General features: G+C 70.6%; 10 protein-coding genes and 1 pseudogene. 6 read left to right on the top strand and 5 right to left on the bottom strand.

All coding sequences use genetic code 11. The annotated features are described in order from the left end of the window. Window positions 1-4 precede the first annotated feature (4 nt). The 6 genes from BEI_RS09785 to BEI_RS09760 all read left to right on the top strand — a co-directional run bounded on the left by BEI_RS09785 (window position 5) and on the right by BEI_RS09760 (window position 8,096). Window positions 5-988, top strand: coding sequence for a calcium/sodium antiporter (locus BEI_RS09785; RefSeq protein WP_097789349.1), 984 nt, complete (start codon window positions 5-7; stop codon window positions 986-988). A 273-nt stretch (window positions 989-1,261) separates the two neighbouring features. Continuing rightward, window positions 1,262-2,671, top strand: a complete 1,410-nt coding sequence (locus BEI_RS09780; RefSeq protein ID WP_097789348.1) for a cytochrome ubiquinol oxidase subunit I — start codon at window positions 1,262-1,264, stop codon at window positions 2,669-2,671. 3 nt (window positions 2,672-2,674) lie between these two features. Next, window positions 2,675-3,676 (top strand): cytochrome d ubiquinol oxidase subunit II, encoded by a 1,002-nt coding sequence (gene cydB / locus BEI_RS09775; RefSeq protein ID WP_097789347.1) that lies wholly within the window; start codon window positions 2,675-2,677, stop codon window positions 3,674-3,676. A gap of 4 nt (window positions 3,677-3,680) precedes the next feature. After that, window positions 3,681-5,345 (top strand): thiol reductant ABC exporter subunit CydD, encoded by a 1,665-nt coding sequence (cydD, locus tag BEI_RS09770; protein WP_097789346.1) that lies wholly within the window; start codon window positions 3,681-3,683, stop codon window positions 5,343-5,345. After that, window positions 5,338-7,074, top strand: coding sequence for a thiol reductant ABC exporter subunit CydC (gene cydC / locus BEI_RS09765; protein ID WP_097789345.1), 1,737 nt, complete (start codon window positions 5,338-5,340; stop codon window positions 7,072-7,074). Before cydD ends, cydC begins: the two co-directional genes overlap by 8 nt. Window positions 7,075-7,100: 26 nt before the next feature. After that, entirely contained in the window at window positions 7,101-8,096 is a 996-nt protein-coding gene (locus BEI_RS09760; protein WP_097789344.1) for an adenosine deaminase, read from the top strand. 88 nt (window positions 8,097-8,184) lie between these two features. Here BEI_RS09760 and BEI_RS09755 read toward each other — a convergent pair whose 3' ends face one another. From BEI_RS09755 to xdhA, 5 genes and pseudogenes are all read right to left on the bottom strand, one after another. Further along, complete coding sequence (locus BEI_RS09755) at window positions 8,185-9,174, bottom strand: IS110 family RNA-guided transposase (protein ID WP_097788805.1); 990 nt, start codon at window positions 9,172-9,174, stop codon at window positions 8,185-8,187. Between the two features lie 617 nt (window positions 9,175-9,791). Next, entirely contained in the window at window positions 9,792-11,159 is a 1,368-nt protein-coding gene (gene guaD / locus BEI_RS09750; protein WP_097789343.1) for a guanine deaminase, read from the bottom strand. Between the two features lie 314 nt (window positions 11,160-11,473). Beyond that, window positions 11,474-12,340, bottom strand: coding sequence for a xanthine dehydrogenase accessory protein XdhC (gene xdhC, locus BEI_RS09745; RefSeq protein WP_097789342.1), 867 nt, complete (start codon window positions 12,338-12,340; stop codon window positions 11,474-11,476). Further along, window positions 12,327-14,771: pseudogene (gene xdhB, locus BEI_RS09740) on the bottom strand (xanthine dehydrogenase molybdopterin binding subunit). Before xdhB ends, xdhC begins: the two are co-directional and overlap by 14 nt. Then, window positions 14,755-16,245: a xanthine dehydrogenase small subunit gene (gene xdhA, locus BEI_RS09735; protein WP_097789341.1), complete on the bottom strand. Its 1,491-nt coding sequence runs from the start codon at window positions 16,243-16,245 to the stop codon at window positions 14,755-14,757. Before xdhA ends, xdhB begins: the two are co-directional and overlap by 17 nt. Window positions 16,246-16,308: the final 63 nt, after the last annotated feature.

The raw sequence follows: 16,308 nt of genomic DNA, 5'->3' as shown, positions 1-16,308 counted from the left end.
TACCATGATGCTTCCCGCCCTGGCGGTGTTGGCAGGCCTGATCCTGCTGGTCTGGAGCGCCGAGCGCTTCGTCGATGGCGCGGCGGCGACCTCGGCTCGACTCGGACTCTCCCCATTGCTGATCGGCATGCTGGTGATCGGCTTCGGCACCTCGGCCCCGGAACTGGTGGTGTCGGCCATCGCCGCGGGCCAGGGCAATCCGGGACTGGCGCTGGGTAACGCCTACGGCTCCAATATCGCCAATATCGGCCTGATCCTGGGGCTGGTGGCCCTGATCTCGCCCCTGGCCGTGCAATCCGGGGTGATCCGCCGTGAGCTGCCGGTACTCGGCGGGGCGACGCTATTGTCGGCCCTGCTGCTGCTCGGCGGCGGCATCGGCCGGCTGGAGGGCGGCCTGCTGCTGGTCCTGCTGGCCGCCTTCATGGCGGTGAGCGTCTTCCAGGGCCTCAAGACGGGCGCCGATCCGCTTTCCACGGACACCGAGACCGATCTCGCGTCGCATCCCATGTCCCTGCGTACCGCCCTGGGCTGGACCGCCCTGGGGCTGGTGCTGCTGGTGGCCAGTTCCCGTCTGCTGGTGTGGGGGGCGGTGGAGATCGCCCAGAGCTTCGGGGTCAGCGACCTGATCATCGGCCTGACCGTGGTGGCGGTGGGCACCTCGCTGCCGGAGCTCGCCTCCTCGATCAGCGCGCTTCGCCGCGGCGAGCACGACCTGGTGCTGGGCAACGTGGTGGGGTCCAACCTCTTCAACACCCTGGGCGTGGTGGGCCTGGCGGCGGTGATCGCCCCCATCGACGCCGGCCGCGAGGTGCTGCTGCGCGACTGGAGCCTGATGACCGCGATGACGGCGCTCATGATGGTGTTCGCCATGGGCTGGCGAGGCCGGGCCGGCCGCATCAACCGGCTGGAGGGCGGGGCCCTGCTGGCCATGTACGTCGCCTACATCGGCTTCATGATCAGCCTGGTGGTGGGCTCGGCCACCGGCTGAGCCGGGCGCGCTGCGACAACGCGACACAGGGAAGAGACGCCCTCGGGCACGCATCATGTGCCCTCGACGACGTATCATGGACAACGGATCATGGAATTAGCTTATTCCATCAGGGAATTGGTTCGTAAGGCACTCACGTTCCCCCGGACTGGCTAGGCTGTTCCTTGATCTTCGCAGGAATGCGGCAGGGTCCCCCTGGGCCCCACGCACAAGAGCACGGCCAGTGCCTGACGCATCCTTGACCCATCGATCCGCAGGAACGAGGAGTGTCTCATGGAGCTGGATCCCCTGCTGCTGTCGCGGCTGCAGTTCGCCTTCGTGGTGTCCTTCCATGCCATCTTCCCGGTGTTCACCATCGGGCTGGCATCCTACATCGCCGTGCTCAACGGACTCTTCTACCGTACCGACAACCCCGCCTGGGAACGCCTGGCGTCCTTCTGGACCCGGGTGTTCGCCGTGGTCTTCGGCATGGGGGTGGTCTCGGGCATCGTCATGTCCTTCCAGTTCGGCACCAACTGGAGCAACTTCTCCCTGGCGGCCTCCAACTTTCTCGGGCCGGTGCTGAGCTACGAGGTCGTGACCGCCTTCTTCCTGGAGGCCGCCTTCCTCGGCGTGCTGCTGTTCGGCCGTGGCAAGGTGCCCCAGGGCGTGCACCTCTTCGCCGCCGTCATGGTGGCGCTGGGCACCTTCATCTCGTCGTTCTGGATCCTGGCCGCCAACAGCTGGATGCAGACGCCGGCGGGCATGGAGCTCGTCGATGGCCGATTCCACGTGACCTCCTGGAGCGAGGCGATCTTCAATCCCTCCTTTCCCTACCGCTTCGCCCACATGGCGCTGGCCTCCTTCCTGACCGGGGGCTTCGTGGTGGCCGGCGTCAGCGCCTGGTACCTGCTGCTCGGGCGGGACGTGGAGGCCAACCGCAAGGCGTTCTCCATGTGCCTGTGGCTGCTGCTGCTGCTCGCCCCGACCCAGGCGGTGGTCGGGGACTTCCATGGCCTCAACACCCTGGAGCACCAGCCCACCAAGGTCGCGGCCATGGAAGGCAACTGGGAGACCCGGGAGGGCGCGCCTCTACTGCTGTTCGCCTGGCCCGACCAGACCGCCCAGGAGAATCACTTCGAGATCGGGATTCCGGGGCTCGCCAGCCTGATCCTGACGCATCACCTGGACGGCGAGGTGCCCGGGGTGAGCGCCGTGCCGCCGGAGGAGCAGCCCCCCGTGTGGATCGTGTTCTGGTCGTTCCGGATCATGGTCGCCATGGGCCTGCTGATGATCGCCGTGGCCCTCGCCGGCCTCTGGCTCCGCCTCAAGGGACGGCTCTATGATCATCGCGGCTACCTGCAACTGATGCGGGGGATGACGGTGACGCCCTTCCTGGCCGTGCTCGCCGGCTGGTTCGTCACCGAGACCGGCCGCGCACCCTGGCTGGTCTACGGCATCATGGACCAGGCCGAGGCGCTGACCCCGTCGCTGACCGGGGGCATGGCGCTGTTCACCCTGGTCGGCTACGGCCTGGTCTATGCCGTGGTGTTCTGGGCCGGCATCCTCTACCTGACCCGGGTGGTGCGCCAGGGCATGCTGCCCGAGCCGCCCCACGAGGACGAGGTGGAGCGACCCAAGCGGCCCTTCTCCGCCGCCCACGTGCCCTTCGAGGACGCCGCCAGCCATCCGGGGAGGAACTGAGCCATGGAAATGTTCGATCTGTCGTTGATCTGGGCCGTGATCATCGGCTTCGGGGTGATCATGTACGTGCTCATGGACGGCTTCGACCTGGGGGTGGGGATCCTCTTCCCCTTCGCTCCGGACGAGGGCAGTCGGGACGTGATGATGAACTCGGTGGCGCCGGTGTGGGACGGCAACGAGACCTGGCTGGTGCTGGGCGGCGCCGGCCTGCTGGCCGCCTTCCCGCTGGTCTACTCGGTGTTCCTGCCGGCGCTCTACATCGGCGTCTTCCTGATGCTCGCCGGGCTGATCTTCCGGGGCATCGCCTTCGAGTTCCGCTTCAAGTCCCACCGCAACCGCCGCTGGTGGAACCGGGCCTTCAGCTGGGGATCGGCGGTGGCGGCCTTCGCCCAGGGCGCGGTGGTCGGCGCCTATATCCAGGGCTTCGCCGTGGAGGACTTCGTCTACGTGGGGGGAGCGCTGGACTGGCTGACGCCCTTCACCGTGCTCACCGGGCTGGGACTCATGGCCGGCTATGCGCTGCTGGGCGCCACCTGGCTCATCATGAAGTCCGAGGGACACACCCAGGACTGGGCCTATCGGCTGGCGCCGAAGCTGCTGCTGGCGGTGCTGGCCGTGTTCGCGATCATCAGCCTGTGGACCCCCTTCGTCGACGCCGCGGTCCGGGATCGCTGGTTCGGCCATCTGCACCTGCTCTGGGTCTTCCCGGTGCTGGCGCTGGCCAGCGCGGCCTGGCTGTGGCGGTCCGTGAGCGAGCGGCGCGAGGGGCAGCCCTTCGTCGCCACCCTGGGGCTGTTCGCCTTCACCTACCTGGGGCTGGTGGCCAGCAAGTGGCCGGTGATCGTCCCGCCGGACCATACGCTCTGGGACGCCGCCTCGGCCCCCGAGTCCCAGCTCTTCCTGCTGCTCGGCATGCTCTTCGTCATTCCCATCGTGCTGGCCTATACCGCCTGGACGTATTGGGTGTTCCGCGGCAAGGTCCGCGAGGGCGAGGGATACCACTGAGGCCATGGCGGACGCACCGATCGCACGGGCCTGGCTGGCCCGCCTGGAGGGCGTCGAGCGGCCGCGCCTTGCCCTGGCGGTGGCCTGCGGCCTGGTCGCCGGGGTCTCGACCCTGGCCCAGCTGGCGCTGCTGGCCTGGCTGGTCAGCGCCTTGCTGGTGGAGGGCCGTTCGCTCGCCGAGCTGATGCCCGCGCTGGCCGGGCTGGCCGGGCTCCTGGCCGTGCGCGCCCTGGCCCAGTGGGGGCAGGAGGCTTCGGGCCTCGCCGCCAGCCTGCGCCTGCGCCGCCGGGCCCGTGCCGAATTGCTCGATCACCTGGAGCGGCTGGGGCCGGTGGGGCTGACCGGCCACCACAGTGCCAGCCTGGCGCAGCGGGTGGTCGATCAGGTGGAGGCGCTGGACGGCCATGTGGCGCGCTTCCTGCCCCAGCAATACCTGGCCGTCGGCCTGCCGCTGATGGTGCTCGGCGTGGTGGCCTGGCTCGACTGGCTGGCCGCGCTCTTCCTGCTGCTCGCCGCCCCCCTGATCCCGCTGTTCATGGCCCTGGTGGGCATGGGCGCCGAACGCCTCAACCGCGACCAGTTCGACGCCGTGGCCCGGCTCTCGCGGCACTTCATCGACCGGGTGAGGGGCATCGCCACCCTGCAGCTGTTCGGGCGTACGGAGGCGGCCACGGCGGAGGTGCACGCCGCCGCCGACGACTACCGGCGGCGCAGCCTGCGAACCCTGCGCCTGGCCTTCCTGTCCTCGGCGGTGCTCGAGTTCTTCGCCGCCGTGGCCATCGCGGTGGTGGCCATCTACGTGGGCTTCGGCCTGCTCGGCTATATCACCTTCGGGCCGGCCGATGAGCTGACGCTGTTCTCCGGGCTCTTGGTGTTGCTGCTGGCCCCGGAGTTCTTCCAGCCCTTGCGGAGCCTGGCCCAGCACTACCATGACCGGGCGGCGGCCCTGGGGGCCGCCGACGGCATGGTGACGCTGCTGGAGGAACGACCGCGTCGCCCGGCCGGCAGGCCGGCGCCGACCCGGGATCCCCTTGCCCTGGTCGAGCTCGAAGGGGTGACGGTGGATCACCCCGAGCGGGGCCGGGTGCTGGGCCCCCTGGACCTGGCGCTGTACCGGGGGGAGATCCTGGCGGTCAGCGGCCCCTCCGGGGCGGGCAAGTCGACCCTGCTGCAGCTGCTGGCCGGCTTCGTCGCCCCCGAGACGGGCGAGCGTCGCCTGGCCGGGGGCGTGACCTTCGCCTGGATGGATCAGCGCCCCTTGCTGATCCAGGGCAGCCTGGCGGACAACCTGCGCCTGGGGGCCCCCGACGCCGACCCGGCGGCCCTGGCGCGGGCGCTGGCCGCCGCCGGTCTGGGCGAGCTGGTGGCGACCCTGCCCGAGGGGGTGGCCACGTCGCTCGGCGAGCGGGGGGCGGGGCTCTCCGGCGGCCAGGCCCAGCGCCTGGCCCTGGCTCGGGTCTTCCTCTCCGAGGCGCCGCTGGTGCTGCTCGACGAGCCCACCGCCAGCCTGGACGCCGCCAGCGAGGCGGAGGTCCTCGAGGCCCTGGGGGCGCTGGCCGCCGCGGGGCGCACCCTGGTGATCGCCAGTCACCAGGCCGCGCCCCTGGCGCTGGCCGATCGTCACCTGCGCCTCGTCCACGGGCGTCTCGAGGAGGCGGGGCATGGCTGACGGCCGAACGCCACTCGCCACCCTGGCCCCCTGGCTGCGGCTGCTGGGACGGCGTCGGGGCCGGCTGCTGGCCGGGGCGGCCCTGATGGCCCTGGCCCTGGCGGCCGCCCTGGGATTGCTGGCCCTGTCCGGCTGGTTTATCACCGCCACCGGTCTGGCAGGGTTGGCCATGGCGGCGGGCGCGGCACTGACCCTCGATGTCTATGTGCCCGGGGGCGGCATCCGCGCCTTCGCCCTGACCCGCACGGTGGCTCGCTATGGCGAGCGCCTCTACAACCACGACACCGTGTTGCGCCTGCTGGCCGACCTTCGCGGCCGGATGTTCGCCGTGCTCGCCGGCCTCGACGCCCGGGCGCTGGCCCGTCGCCGCGCCAGCGACTGGCTGAATCGCCTCACCGCCGACATCGACACCCTGGACGGCCTCTTCCTGCGCCTGCTGGCGCCGGCCGGGGTGGCGTTGACGGCGATCCTCGCCCTCTCCGCCTTCCTGGCGCTCTGGTCCCCGGCGGTGGGGCTCGCCGTGGCGGCGCTGCTCGGCGTCGCCTGGCTATGGCTGACCCTGGGCCAGGCGCGCCTGGGCCTGGCCGCGAGCCGTCGACGGGTGGCCGAGCTGGAAGCGCTGCGGGGCGCCACCCTGGAAGGCTTCCAGGGGCTCGCCGAGCTCGAGGCCTACGGGTCCCTCGCCGCCCAGCGGCGGCGACTCGCCGTCATCGAGGACCGCCTGCTTGCCGACCAGCGCCGCCTGGGGCTCGTCGGCGCCCTGGGGCAGGCCCTGGCGGGGCTCGCGGTGGGGCTGGCCTGGCTCGCCGCCTTCTGGCTCGCGGCCCGGGCCTGGCAGGCCGGGGCGCTGTCCGGGCCGGTGATGGTGATGACGCCCCTGGCGGTGCTGGCCCTGCAGGAGGCGCTCGCGGCCTTGCCCCTGGCCTTCACCCAGGCCGGCGGCACCCTGGCCGCCGCGGAGCGACTCAATGCCCTGGACGCCGTGCGCCGGCCCGAACCCCGCGGGCCGAGCCCGGGGGTGTCCGCGGGACCGCTCTCCGTGAGCCTGGAGGGTGTCACGCTGCGCTATCCGGGAAGCCTGACCCCGGTGTTCGAGGACTTCGCCCTCCACCTGGCCCCGGGAGAACGGCTGGCCGTCCACGGCGCCTCGGGAAGCGGCAAGTCCAGCCTGGCGTCACTGCTCACCGGCCAGCTCCTCCCCGATGCCGGCGCGGTGCGCCTGGCCGGCCTGGCCCCCGAGACGCTGGACCCGAGGCGGCGGACCGACGCCGTGGCCTGCCTGACCCAGTCGACCGAGCTCTTCGACGACAGCCTGGCGGCCAACCTGCGCCTCGCCGCCCCCGAGGCGGAGGCGGCACGGCTCTGGGCGGCGCTGGCGACGGTGGAACTGGCGGACTGGGCGGCGGCCCTGCCGCGGGGGCTCGAGACCCGGGTGGGCGAGGGCGGTCGGCGACTCTCCGGGGGCCAGGCTCGCCGCCTGGCGCTGGCCCGGCTGCTGCTTCGCGATCCGGGGCTGGTGATCCTCGACGAGCCCTTCGCCGGCCTCGACCCGGCGCTCGCCGGACGCATCGCCGGCCGGCTCGACCGCTGGCTCGCGGGGCGCAGCGCCCTCTTCCTGGTGCACGCCCGGCGTGGGGAGACGTCGCCCCCGGGGGTGCATCGTTGGCAAGCGTTGGTCACCGGGTCCCGAAGGGGGCTTTGCGCCCCCGTGAGGAATCTTTCAGGATAGGGCAAAGCGTCGACGCGAGGTGCATCATGCGGGATTTCCTCAAGGCCCTGCCCAAGGCCGAACTCCATCTGCACATCGAGGGCACCCTGGAACCCGAGCTGATGCTGACGCTCGCCGATCGCAACGGGGTGCACCTGTCCTACGACTCCGTGGGGGCGATCCGGGCCGCCTACGACTTTTCCGACCTGCAGTCCTTCCTCGACCTCTACTACCAGGGCATGAGCGTGCTGCGCACCGCCCAGGACTTCGAGGACCTGGCCATGGACTACTTCCGCCGCGCCGCGGCCGAAGGGGTGGTCCACGTGGAGATGCACGTCGATCCCCAGGCCCACCTGGCTCGGGGCATCGAGCTCGCCACGGTGATGGAGGGGCTGGGCCGGGCGCGGCGCCGGGCCGAACGCGAGCTGGACCTGTCCTCGGCGCTGATCCTGGCCTTCCTGCGCGACCGGCCCGCCGAGGAGGCGCTCGACCTGCTGGAACGTGCCGCCCCCTACTGGGAGACCCTCGACGCCGTCGGGCTCGACAGCGCCGAGCTCGGCCATCCGCCGGCCAAGTTCGCCGAGGCCTTCCAGCGCGCCAGGTCCCTGGGGCTGGCCCGTGTCGCCCACGCCGGCGAGGAGGGGCCGCCGGACTACATCCTCGAGGCCCTTGACGTGCTGGACGTCTGCCGCATCGACCATGGGGTGCGCTGCCTGGAGGACCCGACCCTGGTCGAGCGGCTGCGGGAGGAGGCCATGGTGCTGACCGTCTGCCCGCTCTCCAACCTGCGTCTCAGGGTCGTCGAGCGTCTCGAGGATCATCCCCTGCCGGCCATGCTCGATGCCGGCCTGAACATCACCCTGAACTCCGACGACCCCGCCTACTTCGGCGGCGGCCTGCTGGACAACTACATAGCTTGCCGGCGGGCCTTCGGCTGGAGCCGGGAGGTCTTCCTGGCCCTGGCCGGCAACGCGATCGAGGCCGCCTTCATGGACGAGGGGCGTCGCGCCGAGCTGCGCGACCGTCTGGCGGCCTGTCGCTGACCTCGGCGGGATAACCGGTTCATCGCGCTTCACCGGGGAGCGCCCGTGTAGCCGCGTGCCAGGTAGATACCGTCTCTCCCGACCGACCTCAACCCCCCGCAGGGATGGGTTGGGGTCGATACTCGGTTTGCGTCTTCAGGACGCCATAGGCGATATGCACCAGCTTACGCATGGCCGCCCCGAGGGCCGACATGCTGTGCTTCCCTCGTGCCTTCAGCCGGGCATATTGCGCCTGGATATCCGGGTTGTGTGTCATGGCCACCACGGCTCCCATGTACAACTTCCGACGCATCACGGCACTCCCCGTCTTGGAGAGGGTTGGTGTCTTCTTGACCGACGTGCCAGAGGTGTAATACGTCGGCACGAGCCCCAGGAAAGCGGCCGCCTGTCGAGCACTCTCGAATGGTCGGCTTCGCAGGACCGCGACCAGCCTTGTGGAAAGCCCGGGACCGATGCCAGGAATGCTCATCAGCAACTGTCGATCTCGTTTTAGATGATCATGGCGGTCGAGGTGCGTCTCGATCTCCTCCTGTAAGCGCTTGGCTTCGCGCTCCAGGGCCGCCAGGACATGGCCGATCGAGGTCTCGGCCCCTGTATCACGGCTGAATTGAGCTTTCTCGAGACGATTCTTTTCGCGCTGAATATCCTGATAAACCGCTTCGAGGCGCGCCACCAGGCGCTTCAGCTCACGCGTTTCTTCAGGCTCCGGTGTCCACCGCCGGTGGCTTCGGGACGCGCCGAACTCTGCTAGGACACGGCTGTCTGCCTTGTCCGTCTTGTGAAGGCGACCTGCACTCTTGGCATAATGATGCGCGTGTGCGGGGTTGAGCACGTAGACATTGACGCCAGCCTCATGGAGCCAATAAGCCAGGGGCTCATGGTAGATCCCCGTGGCTTCCATGTAGACATGCAACGCTTCGGGAGACTCACCGGTCTGCCGGGTCAGCCAGTCCAGCAGCGCTGGATAATCCTGGTGCCGATTGGTAAAGACCTTGGTTTTGACCTTGCCCTTCTCCATATCACGAAGCCAGAGGCAATCCAGTTTCTTCTTGCCGATATCGATGCCGATATGTGCCATCTCACCACTTTCCCTTGTGCGTACAGCCTCTCCTCGCCGGAAGGGGGCATTGGATACCGTTCAGGTTTGCGAGATAGAAGCCTGGGAGACCAATCTACGGAACAGGTTCGAAACCGTCAGGGTAGATCCGGGTTTCTCCCAGGCCGTGGGGGTGGTAGCTAATCACTCCCCACTGGAGAGACACAAGGCAATCCAGTTTCTTCTTGCCGATATCGATGCCGATATGTGCCATCTCACCACTTTCCCTTGTGCGTACAGCCTCTCCTCGCCGGAAGGGGGCATTGGATACCGTTCAGGTTTGCGAGATAGAAGCCTGGGAGACCAATCTACGGAACAGGTTCGAAACCGTCAGGGTAGATCCGGGTTTCTCCCAGGCCGTGGGGGTGGTAGCTAATCACTCCCCACTGGAGAGACACAAGGGTGGATAAGCGTTAGCGCATCCACCAGTGCTGGCCCGCGAGGCATCGCGGGTGCGCTCGCAGGCTCGCTTACCCGCCCTACACGGCTTATCCGGCCGACACCGGGCGTAACCTGTTTCAGCCTCATTCGCGAAGCACCATAAAAAGGGGCGGCCCGTCCGCGACGGCGCCGCCCAAGGGGTACCACACCCAACTCCACTAGTCGTCGAGGGGCGTCGCCTCGACGGTCGATCGGTGAGCCGCCGTGTCGCGGCGGTGAACCAGGCGCCCGTCCGCCCAGGTGGCGTGGACCGCCCGGTCGTCGCCCAGCATCATCAGCGCGAAGAGCCGCTCGGCGAGCGTGCGGCAGCGCGCGGTGCGCCGGGCCAGCAGCGGCGTGGCCTCGGGGTCGAGGACCAGGATGTCGGCCTCGCCGCCCTCGCGCAGCCGGCCGACCCGGTCGTCCAGGTGCAGGGCCCGGGCGTTGCCCAGGGTCAGGCGGTAGAAGCCCTGCCAGGCGGTGAGCGGCTGGCCGAGCAGCTGGCCGACCTGGTAGGCGGCCTTGAGGGTGGCCAGGCCGGAGAGGTCGGTGCCGCCGCCCACGTCGCTGGCCAGGCTGGTGGCGAGTCCCGCCTCGCGGCAGGCCTGGCGATCGAACAGGCCGCTGCCCAGGAAGAGGTTGGAGGTGGGGCAGAAGGCGATGTTGGCCCCGGCCTGGGCCAGGCGCCGGCGCATGCCCTGGTCCAGGTGGATGCCGTGGGCGAAGGTGCTGCGCGGCCCCACCAGGCCGTAACGCTCGTAGACCCCCAGGTAGTCCTCGCATTCCGGAAAGAGCTCGGCCACCCAGGCGATCTCGCCCTCGTTCTCCGAGAGGTGCGTCTGCAGGTGCAGGTCCGGGGCGTTGCGCAGCACGGCCCCGGTGGCCTCGAGCTGCTCGCGGGTCGAGGTCGGCGCGAAGCGCGGCGTCAGGCTGTAGCCCAGCCGGCCCTTGCCGTGCCAGTCGCCGATCAGCCGCTCGCTGTCGCGCAGCCCGCCCAGGGTGTCGTCCACCAGGGCCTCCGGGGCGTGGCGGTCCATCAGCACCTTGCCGGCCAGCATGCGCAGGCCCCGGCGCCTGGCGGCGGCGAAGAAGGCGTCCACCGAGCCGGGGTGTGAGGTGCAGAACACCTGGGCGGTGGTGGTGCCCACCCGTAGCGACTCGTCGAGGAAGGCCTCGGCCACGGCCTCGGCATGGGCGCGCTCGGCGAAGCGGCACTCCTCGGGGAAGGTGTAGTCGTTGAGCCAGTCGAGCAGCTGGCGGCCGTAGGAGGCCATGATGTCGAGCTGGACGTAGTGCACGTGGCTGTCGATGAAGCCCGGCATCATCAGCTTGCCCGAGTAGTCCACCACCTCGATGCCCGACGGCAGGTGGGGGGCCAGCTCGGCGTAGTCGGCGACGGCGCGGAGTTGGCCGTCGACCAGCCAGAGGGCGCCGTCCTCCAGGTAGCGGACGCTGTCCGGCGCCGGGGCGTCGTCGTCGCCGGGGTCGGCGTCGAAGCTCAGCAGGGGACCGCGCAGGACGCGCATCTGGGTGCGGGGGTCGGTCATGGGGCTCTCCTATGGGCGCCGGCATGGCCGACGCTCAGTCATCCTCGTTATCAAAAGCCGCGCGAGATGAGCGCCGGGGATAAGGCGTAGCGAGGGGCTTTTGCCATGGGCGAGGCGGAAAGCTAAGAACATCCAGTGAATGTTCTTCCCGCCGAGCGGGTTGGCCACGGATGGCCAACCCAGGCCCTGCAAGCGGCGCAGGATGCTTTAGCGCCGCAGGGCAAAAGTAGCGCCCAGGGAAGGGGCTACAGCGCCCTCGCGGAGGCTTGTCGCCGGGAAAGCCCATCTCCTTTGCAGCGGTTTGAAAAATGCGACTAGTCGCGTGAAGGGGAAAAGGTCTCGCGCAGGGCCTCCGGGGCCACGCCGCGGCGCTCGGCCCGTTCGGGCGCCGGCGCCAGGGTCAGCAGCTCGGCGGCCACCGACAGGGCGATCTCGTAGGGCCGCTTGCCGTGGGCGCCGGGCACGCCGATGGGGCAGCGCACCGTTGCCAGCGCCGCCTCCCCGTGGCCGGCATCCGCCAGCCGACGGCGGAAGCTCGCCCACTTGCTGTCCGAGCCGATCAGGCCGATCGAGGCGCAGTCGCCGCGCCGCAGCAGGGCGTCCACCAGGGCGCGATCCTCGGCGTGGTCGTGGGTCATCACCAGGGCATGACAGCCCGGCGGCAGCGAGGCCACCGCGGCGGCCACGTCCGGGCCCTCGGGCCCCATGACGAAGCGCCGGTGATGCAGGCGCTCGCGGTCGGCCCCGCCGTCCGGGAAGGCGTCCTCCCGGCTGTCGAACCACAGGATGCGCCAGGGCAGGGGGGCGAGCACCTCGACCAGGGCCTGGCCCACATGGCCGGCGCCGAACAGCGCCACCGTCATCTCGGCGCCGGCGAACAGCTCGATCAGCACGTGGACGTAGCCGCCGCAGCACTGGCCGGAGCGCCCGCCCAGGGGGAAGGCCTCCAGCCGGGTGCCGGCCTGGCCTGCGGCCAGCGCCTCCCGGCCCGCCTCGATGACCTGCCACTCGAAGGTGCCGCCGCCCAGGGTGTCGTGAACGGCGTCCTCGGTGATCACCATCTTGGCGCCGGGCTCGCGGGGCGTGGAACCCGCCACCCCCACCACGCTGGCCAGCGCATGGGGCCGGGCCTGGCGCTGCAGGCGGTCCAGGGCCCCGTGCCAGGGCTCAGGCCGGCGCATGGTCGGGCCTCGTCGTCGGCGCGTCATGAGCCTGGCGCAGGGCCTCGGCGGCCATCAGCACCCGCTCGGGGGTGGCCGGGGTGTCCAGCGCCGGGCTGAGCCGGTAGTCGGCGAGGCTCGCCAGGGCGTCGCGCAGCGCCGACCACACCGAGATCGCCAGCATGAAGGGCGGCTCGCCCACCGCCTTGGAGCGGTAGATGCTGGCCTGGGAGTTGGGGTGGCCCTGGAGCAGCGCGACGTTGAAGGTCTCGGGCAGGTCGCCGAAGGCCGGGATCTTGTAGGTGGCGGGGCCGTCCGAGACCAGGCGGCCGGCGTCGTTCCACACCAGTTCCTCGCTGGTCAGCCAGCCCATGCCCTGGATGAAGCCGCCCTCGATCTGGCCGATGTCGATGGCCGGGTTCAGGGAGTCGCCGACGTCGTGGAGGATGTCGGCCCGGCTGACCCGGTACTCGCCGGACAGGGTGTCGACCTCCACCTCGGCCACGGCGGCGCCGTGGGCGTAGTAGTAGAAGGGCCGGCCGCGGCCGGTGGCGCGATCGTAGTGGATCAGCGGGGTGGCGTAGAAGCCCTTCTCGGACAGCGAGACCCGCCCCATGTAGGCGGCCTGGACCAGCTCCCCCCAGGGGATGCGTCGCTCGGCCTCGCCGATGCCGGCCACCAGGTGGCCATCCTCGAGGCGCATGCTCTCGCGGTCGAGCCCGCCGGCCTCGCGGTCGAAGTGGGCGGCGGCGAAGTCGAAGAGCCGCTCGCGCAGCTTGCAGGCGGCGTCCCGAGCCGCCTGGCCGTTGAGGTCGGCGCCGCTGGAGGCGGCGGTGGGCGAGGTGTTGGGCACCTTGTCGGTGCGGGTGGCGCTGATGCGCACCCGCTCCAGGTCGAGGCCCAGCTCCCGGGCGACCACCTGGCACACCTTGGTGTGCAGGCCCTGGCCCATCTCGGTGCCGCCGTGGTTGATCATCACGCTGCCGTCGGTATAGACGAGCAGCAGGGCGCCGGCCTGGTTGAGGTGCTGGACGGTGAAGGAGATGCCGAACTTCACCGGGGTCAGCGCCAGGCCCTTCTTGACGATCGGGCTTTGGGCGTTGAAGGCGGCGATCTCGCGGCGACGGCCCCAGTAGTCGCTGCTGGCCTCGAGCTGGGCGACGAGGTCGTGGAGCAGGCCGAGCTGCTCGACCCGCTGGCCGTAATGGGTCACGTCGCGGCCCTGCCGGTAGAGGTTGCGCTTGCGGATGGTCAGCGGATCCTCGCCCAGGTGACGGGCGATGTCGTCCATGGCCCGCTCGATGATCATCATCCCCTGGGGGCCGCCGAAGCCGCGGAAGGCGGTGTTGGAGGCCTTGTGGGTCCTGGCCCGCTGGCCGGTGACCCGGGCGTCGCCCAGCGAGTAGGCGTTGTCGGAATGGAACATGGCCCGGTCGACGATGGCGTCGGACAGGTCCGGGGAATAGCCGCAGTCGCCGATCACCGTGATCTCGCCGCCGGCCAGCACGCCCTGGTCGTCGAAGCCCAGCCGATAGCGGTTGTGGAAGGGGTGGCGCTTGCCGGTGGCGCGGCTGTCCTCGGCTCGGGGCAGGCGGATCTTGGCGGCCCGGCCGGTGCGCCGGGCGACCAGGGCGGCGATGCAGGCTCAGGGAGAGGCCTGGGTCTCCTTGCCGCCGAAGCCGCCGCCCATGCGGCGCATCTCCATGGTCACCGCATGGAAGGGGATGCCCAGCACCTCGGCGACCAGCTTCTGGGTCTCGCTGGGATGCTGGTTGGAGGTGTAGACCATCACCCCCTCGTCCTCGGTGGGCAGCACCAGGCAGGCCTGGCCCTCCAGGTAGAAGTGCTCCTGGCCGCCGACGAACTGCTCACCCTCCAGCACGTGAGGGGCACCGGCGAGGGCCTGCTGCCAGTCGCCGCGCTCGTGGACGTGAGTGGGCCGCACGAAGTCCTCGCGCTCGGCGGCGGCGACCGGATCCAGGGAGGCCGTCTGCTCGTCGATCTCGACCACGGCTTCCTCGACGGCCAGGCGGGCGGCCTTGTGGCTCTCGGCGGCGACGGCGAACAGGCACTGGCCCAGGTAGCTGATCTCGTCGTCGGCGAAGATCGGGTCGCCGGGGAAGACCGGGCCGATGTCGGTGTGGCCGGGGACGTCGGCCAGGGTGACGACGTCCACCACCCCCGGGGCGGCCTTGACCTTCTCCAGGTCCAGGCGGGTCAGGCGGCCATGGGCCACCGGCGACAGGCCCAGCGCCAGGTGCAGGGTGCCGGCGGGGCTCGGGATGTCGTCGATATAGGCGGCGCGGCCGGTCACGTGCTTGACGGCACTCTCGTGGGCCCGGGAGGTGCCCGCGCCGCCCTGGGGGTCGACGGTCTCGCGGGCCAGGGGCGCGTCACCCTGGTTGCGCCGGGTCTCGTCGCGGGGCAGGTCGAGTTCAGTGAGCGTACGCATCGAGGGTCACCTTGGTCGCAGGGTTGTTGTTGTCGGCGTCGTCGGCCCGGCCGTGCCCGGCCGTGATCATCAGACGCAGCCGCTCGAGCAGGTTGCCGGCGGCGAGGCGGCGGTAGTCGGCGCTGCCGCGAACGTCGCTCATCGGGGTCAGTTCCCCGGCGAGCGCGGCCCGGGCCTCGGCGAAGGCGTCGGCGTCCGGGGTCCGCCCCTCCAGGGCGGCCTCGGCGGCCGGCGCGCGGCGGGGAATGGCGGCCATGCCGCCGAAGGCCAGGTGGACGTCGCGCATCACGCCGTCCTCGAGTCGCCAGGCGAAGGCGCCCAGCACCGCCGAGATGTCGTCCTCACGGCGCTTGGACAGCTTCCAGACCTTGAGATTCGTCCCTTCGGCCGGCCGCGGCAGGAAGATGGCGGCGATGAACTCGTCCCCGGCCAGCGCCGTGCGCTTGTAGTCGAGGAAGAAGTCCGCCAGGGGCAGCTCCCGCGTGCCCCGGGGGCCGTCCAGGCGCAGGCGGGCATCCAGCGCGAGCAGCACCGGCGGGGTGTCGCCGATGGGCGAGGCGTTGGCGATGTTGCCGCCCAGGGTCGCGCGGTTGCGGATCTGGGAGGAGGCGAAGCGGTGCATGAGGTGCGCGAAGGCCGGGTAGGGCTCGGCGAGCAGCGGGGTCAGCCGGGCGAGCGTCACCGCGGCGCCGATCCACCAGCCCTCGGCGGTCTCCTCGATGGCGTTCAGCTCGGCCACCTGGCGCACGTCGATGATGTCGTCCAGGGCCTTGAGCTGCTGGGTGGTCTCGAGCCACAGGTCGGTGCCGCCGGCGACCAACCGGGCCTCGGGGCGCTTGGCCTTGAGGGCGCGCAGGGCGGCCAGGTCCTGGGGCGCCACGTAGTGTCCCTCGGCGGCCGGTTCGCCGTTGCGGGGCCGGCGCAGCCAGGCCACGTTGCCGGCGAGCCGCGTGTCCTCGGCCCACTCGGGGTCGGCCTGGGGGTAGTCGACCATCTTCAGGGCGGCGTCGCGGATGGGTCGGTAGCCGGTGCAGCGGCACAGGTTGCCGCCCAGGGCCTCCTCCAGGCGGTCCTGGGTCAGCGGGGCCGGCCGCCGCCGCTGGTTCTCGTAGAGGGTGAACAGCGACATCACGATGCCGGGGGTGCAGAAGCCGCACTGGCTGCCGTGGCAGTCGACCATGGCTGCCTGGGCGGGGTGCAGGCGCTCGCCGCGGGCCAGGCCCTCCACCGTCACCAGGTGGCAGCCGTCGACCTGGTGGGCCGGCGTGATGCAGGCGTTGGCGTTGTGGTAGACGAGCTCGCCGTCGGCATCGGGCTCGCCGATGGCGACGGTGCAGGCGCCGCAGTCGCCGGAGGCACAGCCTTCCTTGGTGCCGGTCTGGCCGAGCCGCGTACGCAGCAGTTCGAGGAGACTGGTGTCGGCGGTCACGTCACTGCAGTGCTGCCGCCTGCCGTTGAGGTAGAAGTCGATCATGGCCGGCTCCGATTGTGGTTGTGTCAGCCGATTGGCAAGGGATGATCTGATTCTTGACCATGT

This window comes from Halomonas beimenensis, assembly GCF_002549795.1.
Lineage (GTDB): Bacteria > Pseudomonadota > Gammaproteobacteria > Pseudomonadales > Halomonadaceae > Halomonas > Halomonas beimenensis.
This window is presented reverse-complemented; position numbering and strand designations above follow the sequence as displayed.

Bases quoted from the DNA above. Each gene is read 5' to 3' on its own strand.
- BEI_RS09785 (WP_097789349.1), top strand. From the start codon at position 5: ATGATGCTTCCCGCCCTGGCGGTGTTGGCAGGCCTGATCCTGCTGGTC.
- xdhA (WP_097789341.1), bottom strand. From the start codon at position 16,245: ATGATCGACTTCTACCTCAACGGCAGGCGGCAGCACTGCAGTGACGTG.
- xdhC (WP_097789342.1), bottom strand. From the start codon at position 12,340: ATGCGCCGGCCTGAGCCCTGGCACGGGGCCCTGGACCGCCTGCAGCGC.
- BEI_RS09760 (WP_097789344.1), top strand. From the start codon at position 7,101: ATGCGGGATTTCCTCAAGGCCCTGCCCAAGGCCGAACTCCATCTGCAC.
- cydC (WP_097789345.1), top strand. From the start codon at position 5,338: ATGGCTGACGGCCGAACGCCACTCGCCACCCTGGCCCCCTGGCTGCGG.
- BEI_RS09755 (WP_097788805.1), bottom strand. From the start codon at position 9,174: ATGGCACATATCGGCATCGATATCGGCAAGAAGAAACTGGATTGCCTC.
- guaD (WP_097789343.1), bottom strand. From the start codon at position 11,159: ATGACCGACCCCCGCACCCAGATGCGCGTCCTGCGCGGTCCCCTGCTG.
- BEI_RS09780 (WP_097789348.1), top strand. From the start codon at position 1,262: ATGGAGCTGGATCCCCTGCTGCTGTCGCGGCTGCAGTTCGCCTTCGTG.
- cydD (WP_097789346.1), top strand. From the start codon at position 3,681: ATGGCGGACGCACCGATCGCACGGGCCTGGCTGGCCCGCCTGGAGGGC.
- cydB (WP_097789347.1), top strand. From the start codon at position 2,675: ATGGAAATGTTCGATCTGTCGTTGATCTGGGCCGTGATCATCGGCTTC.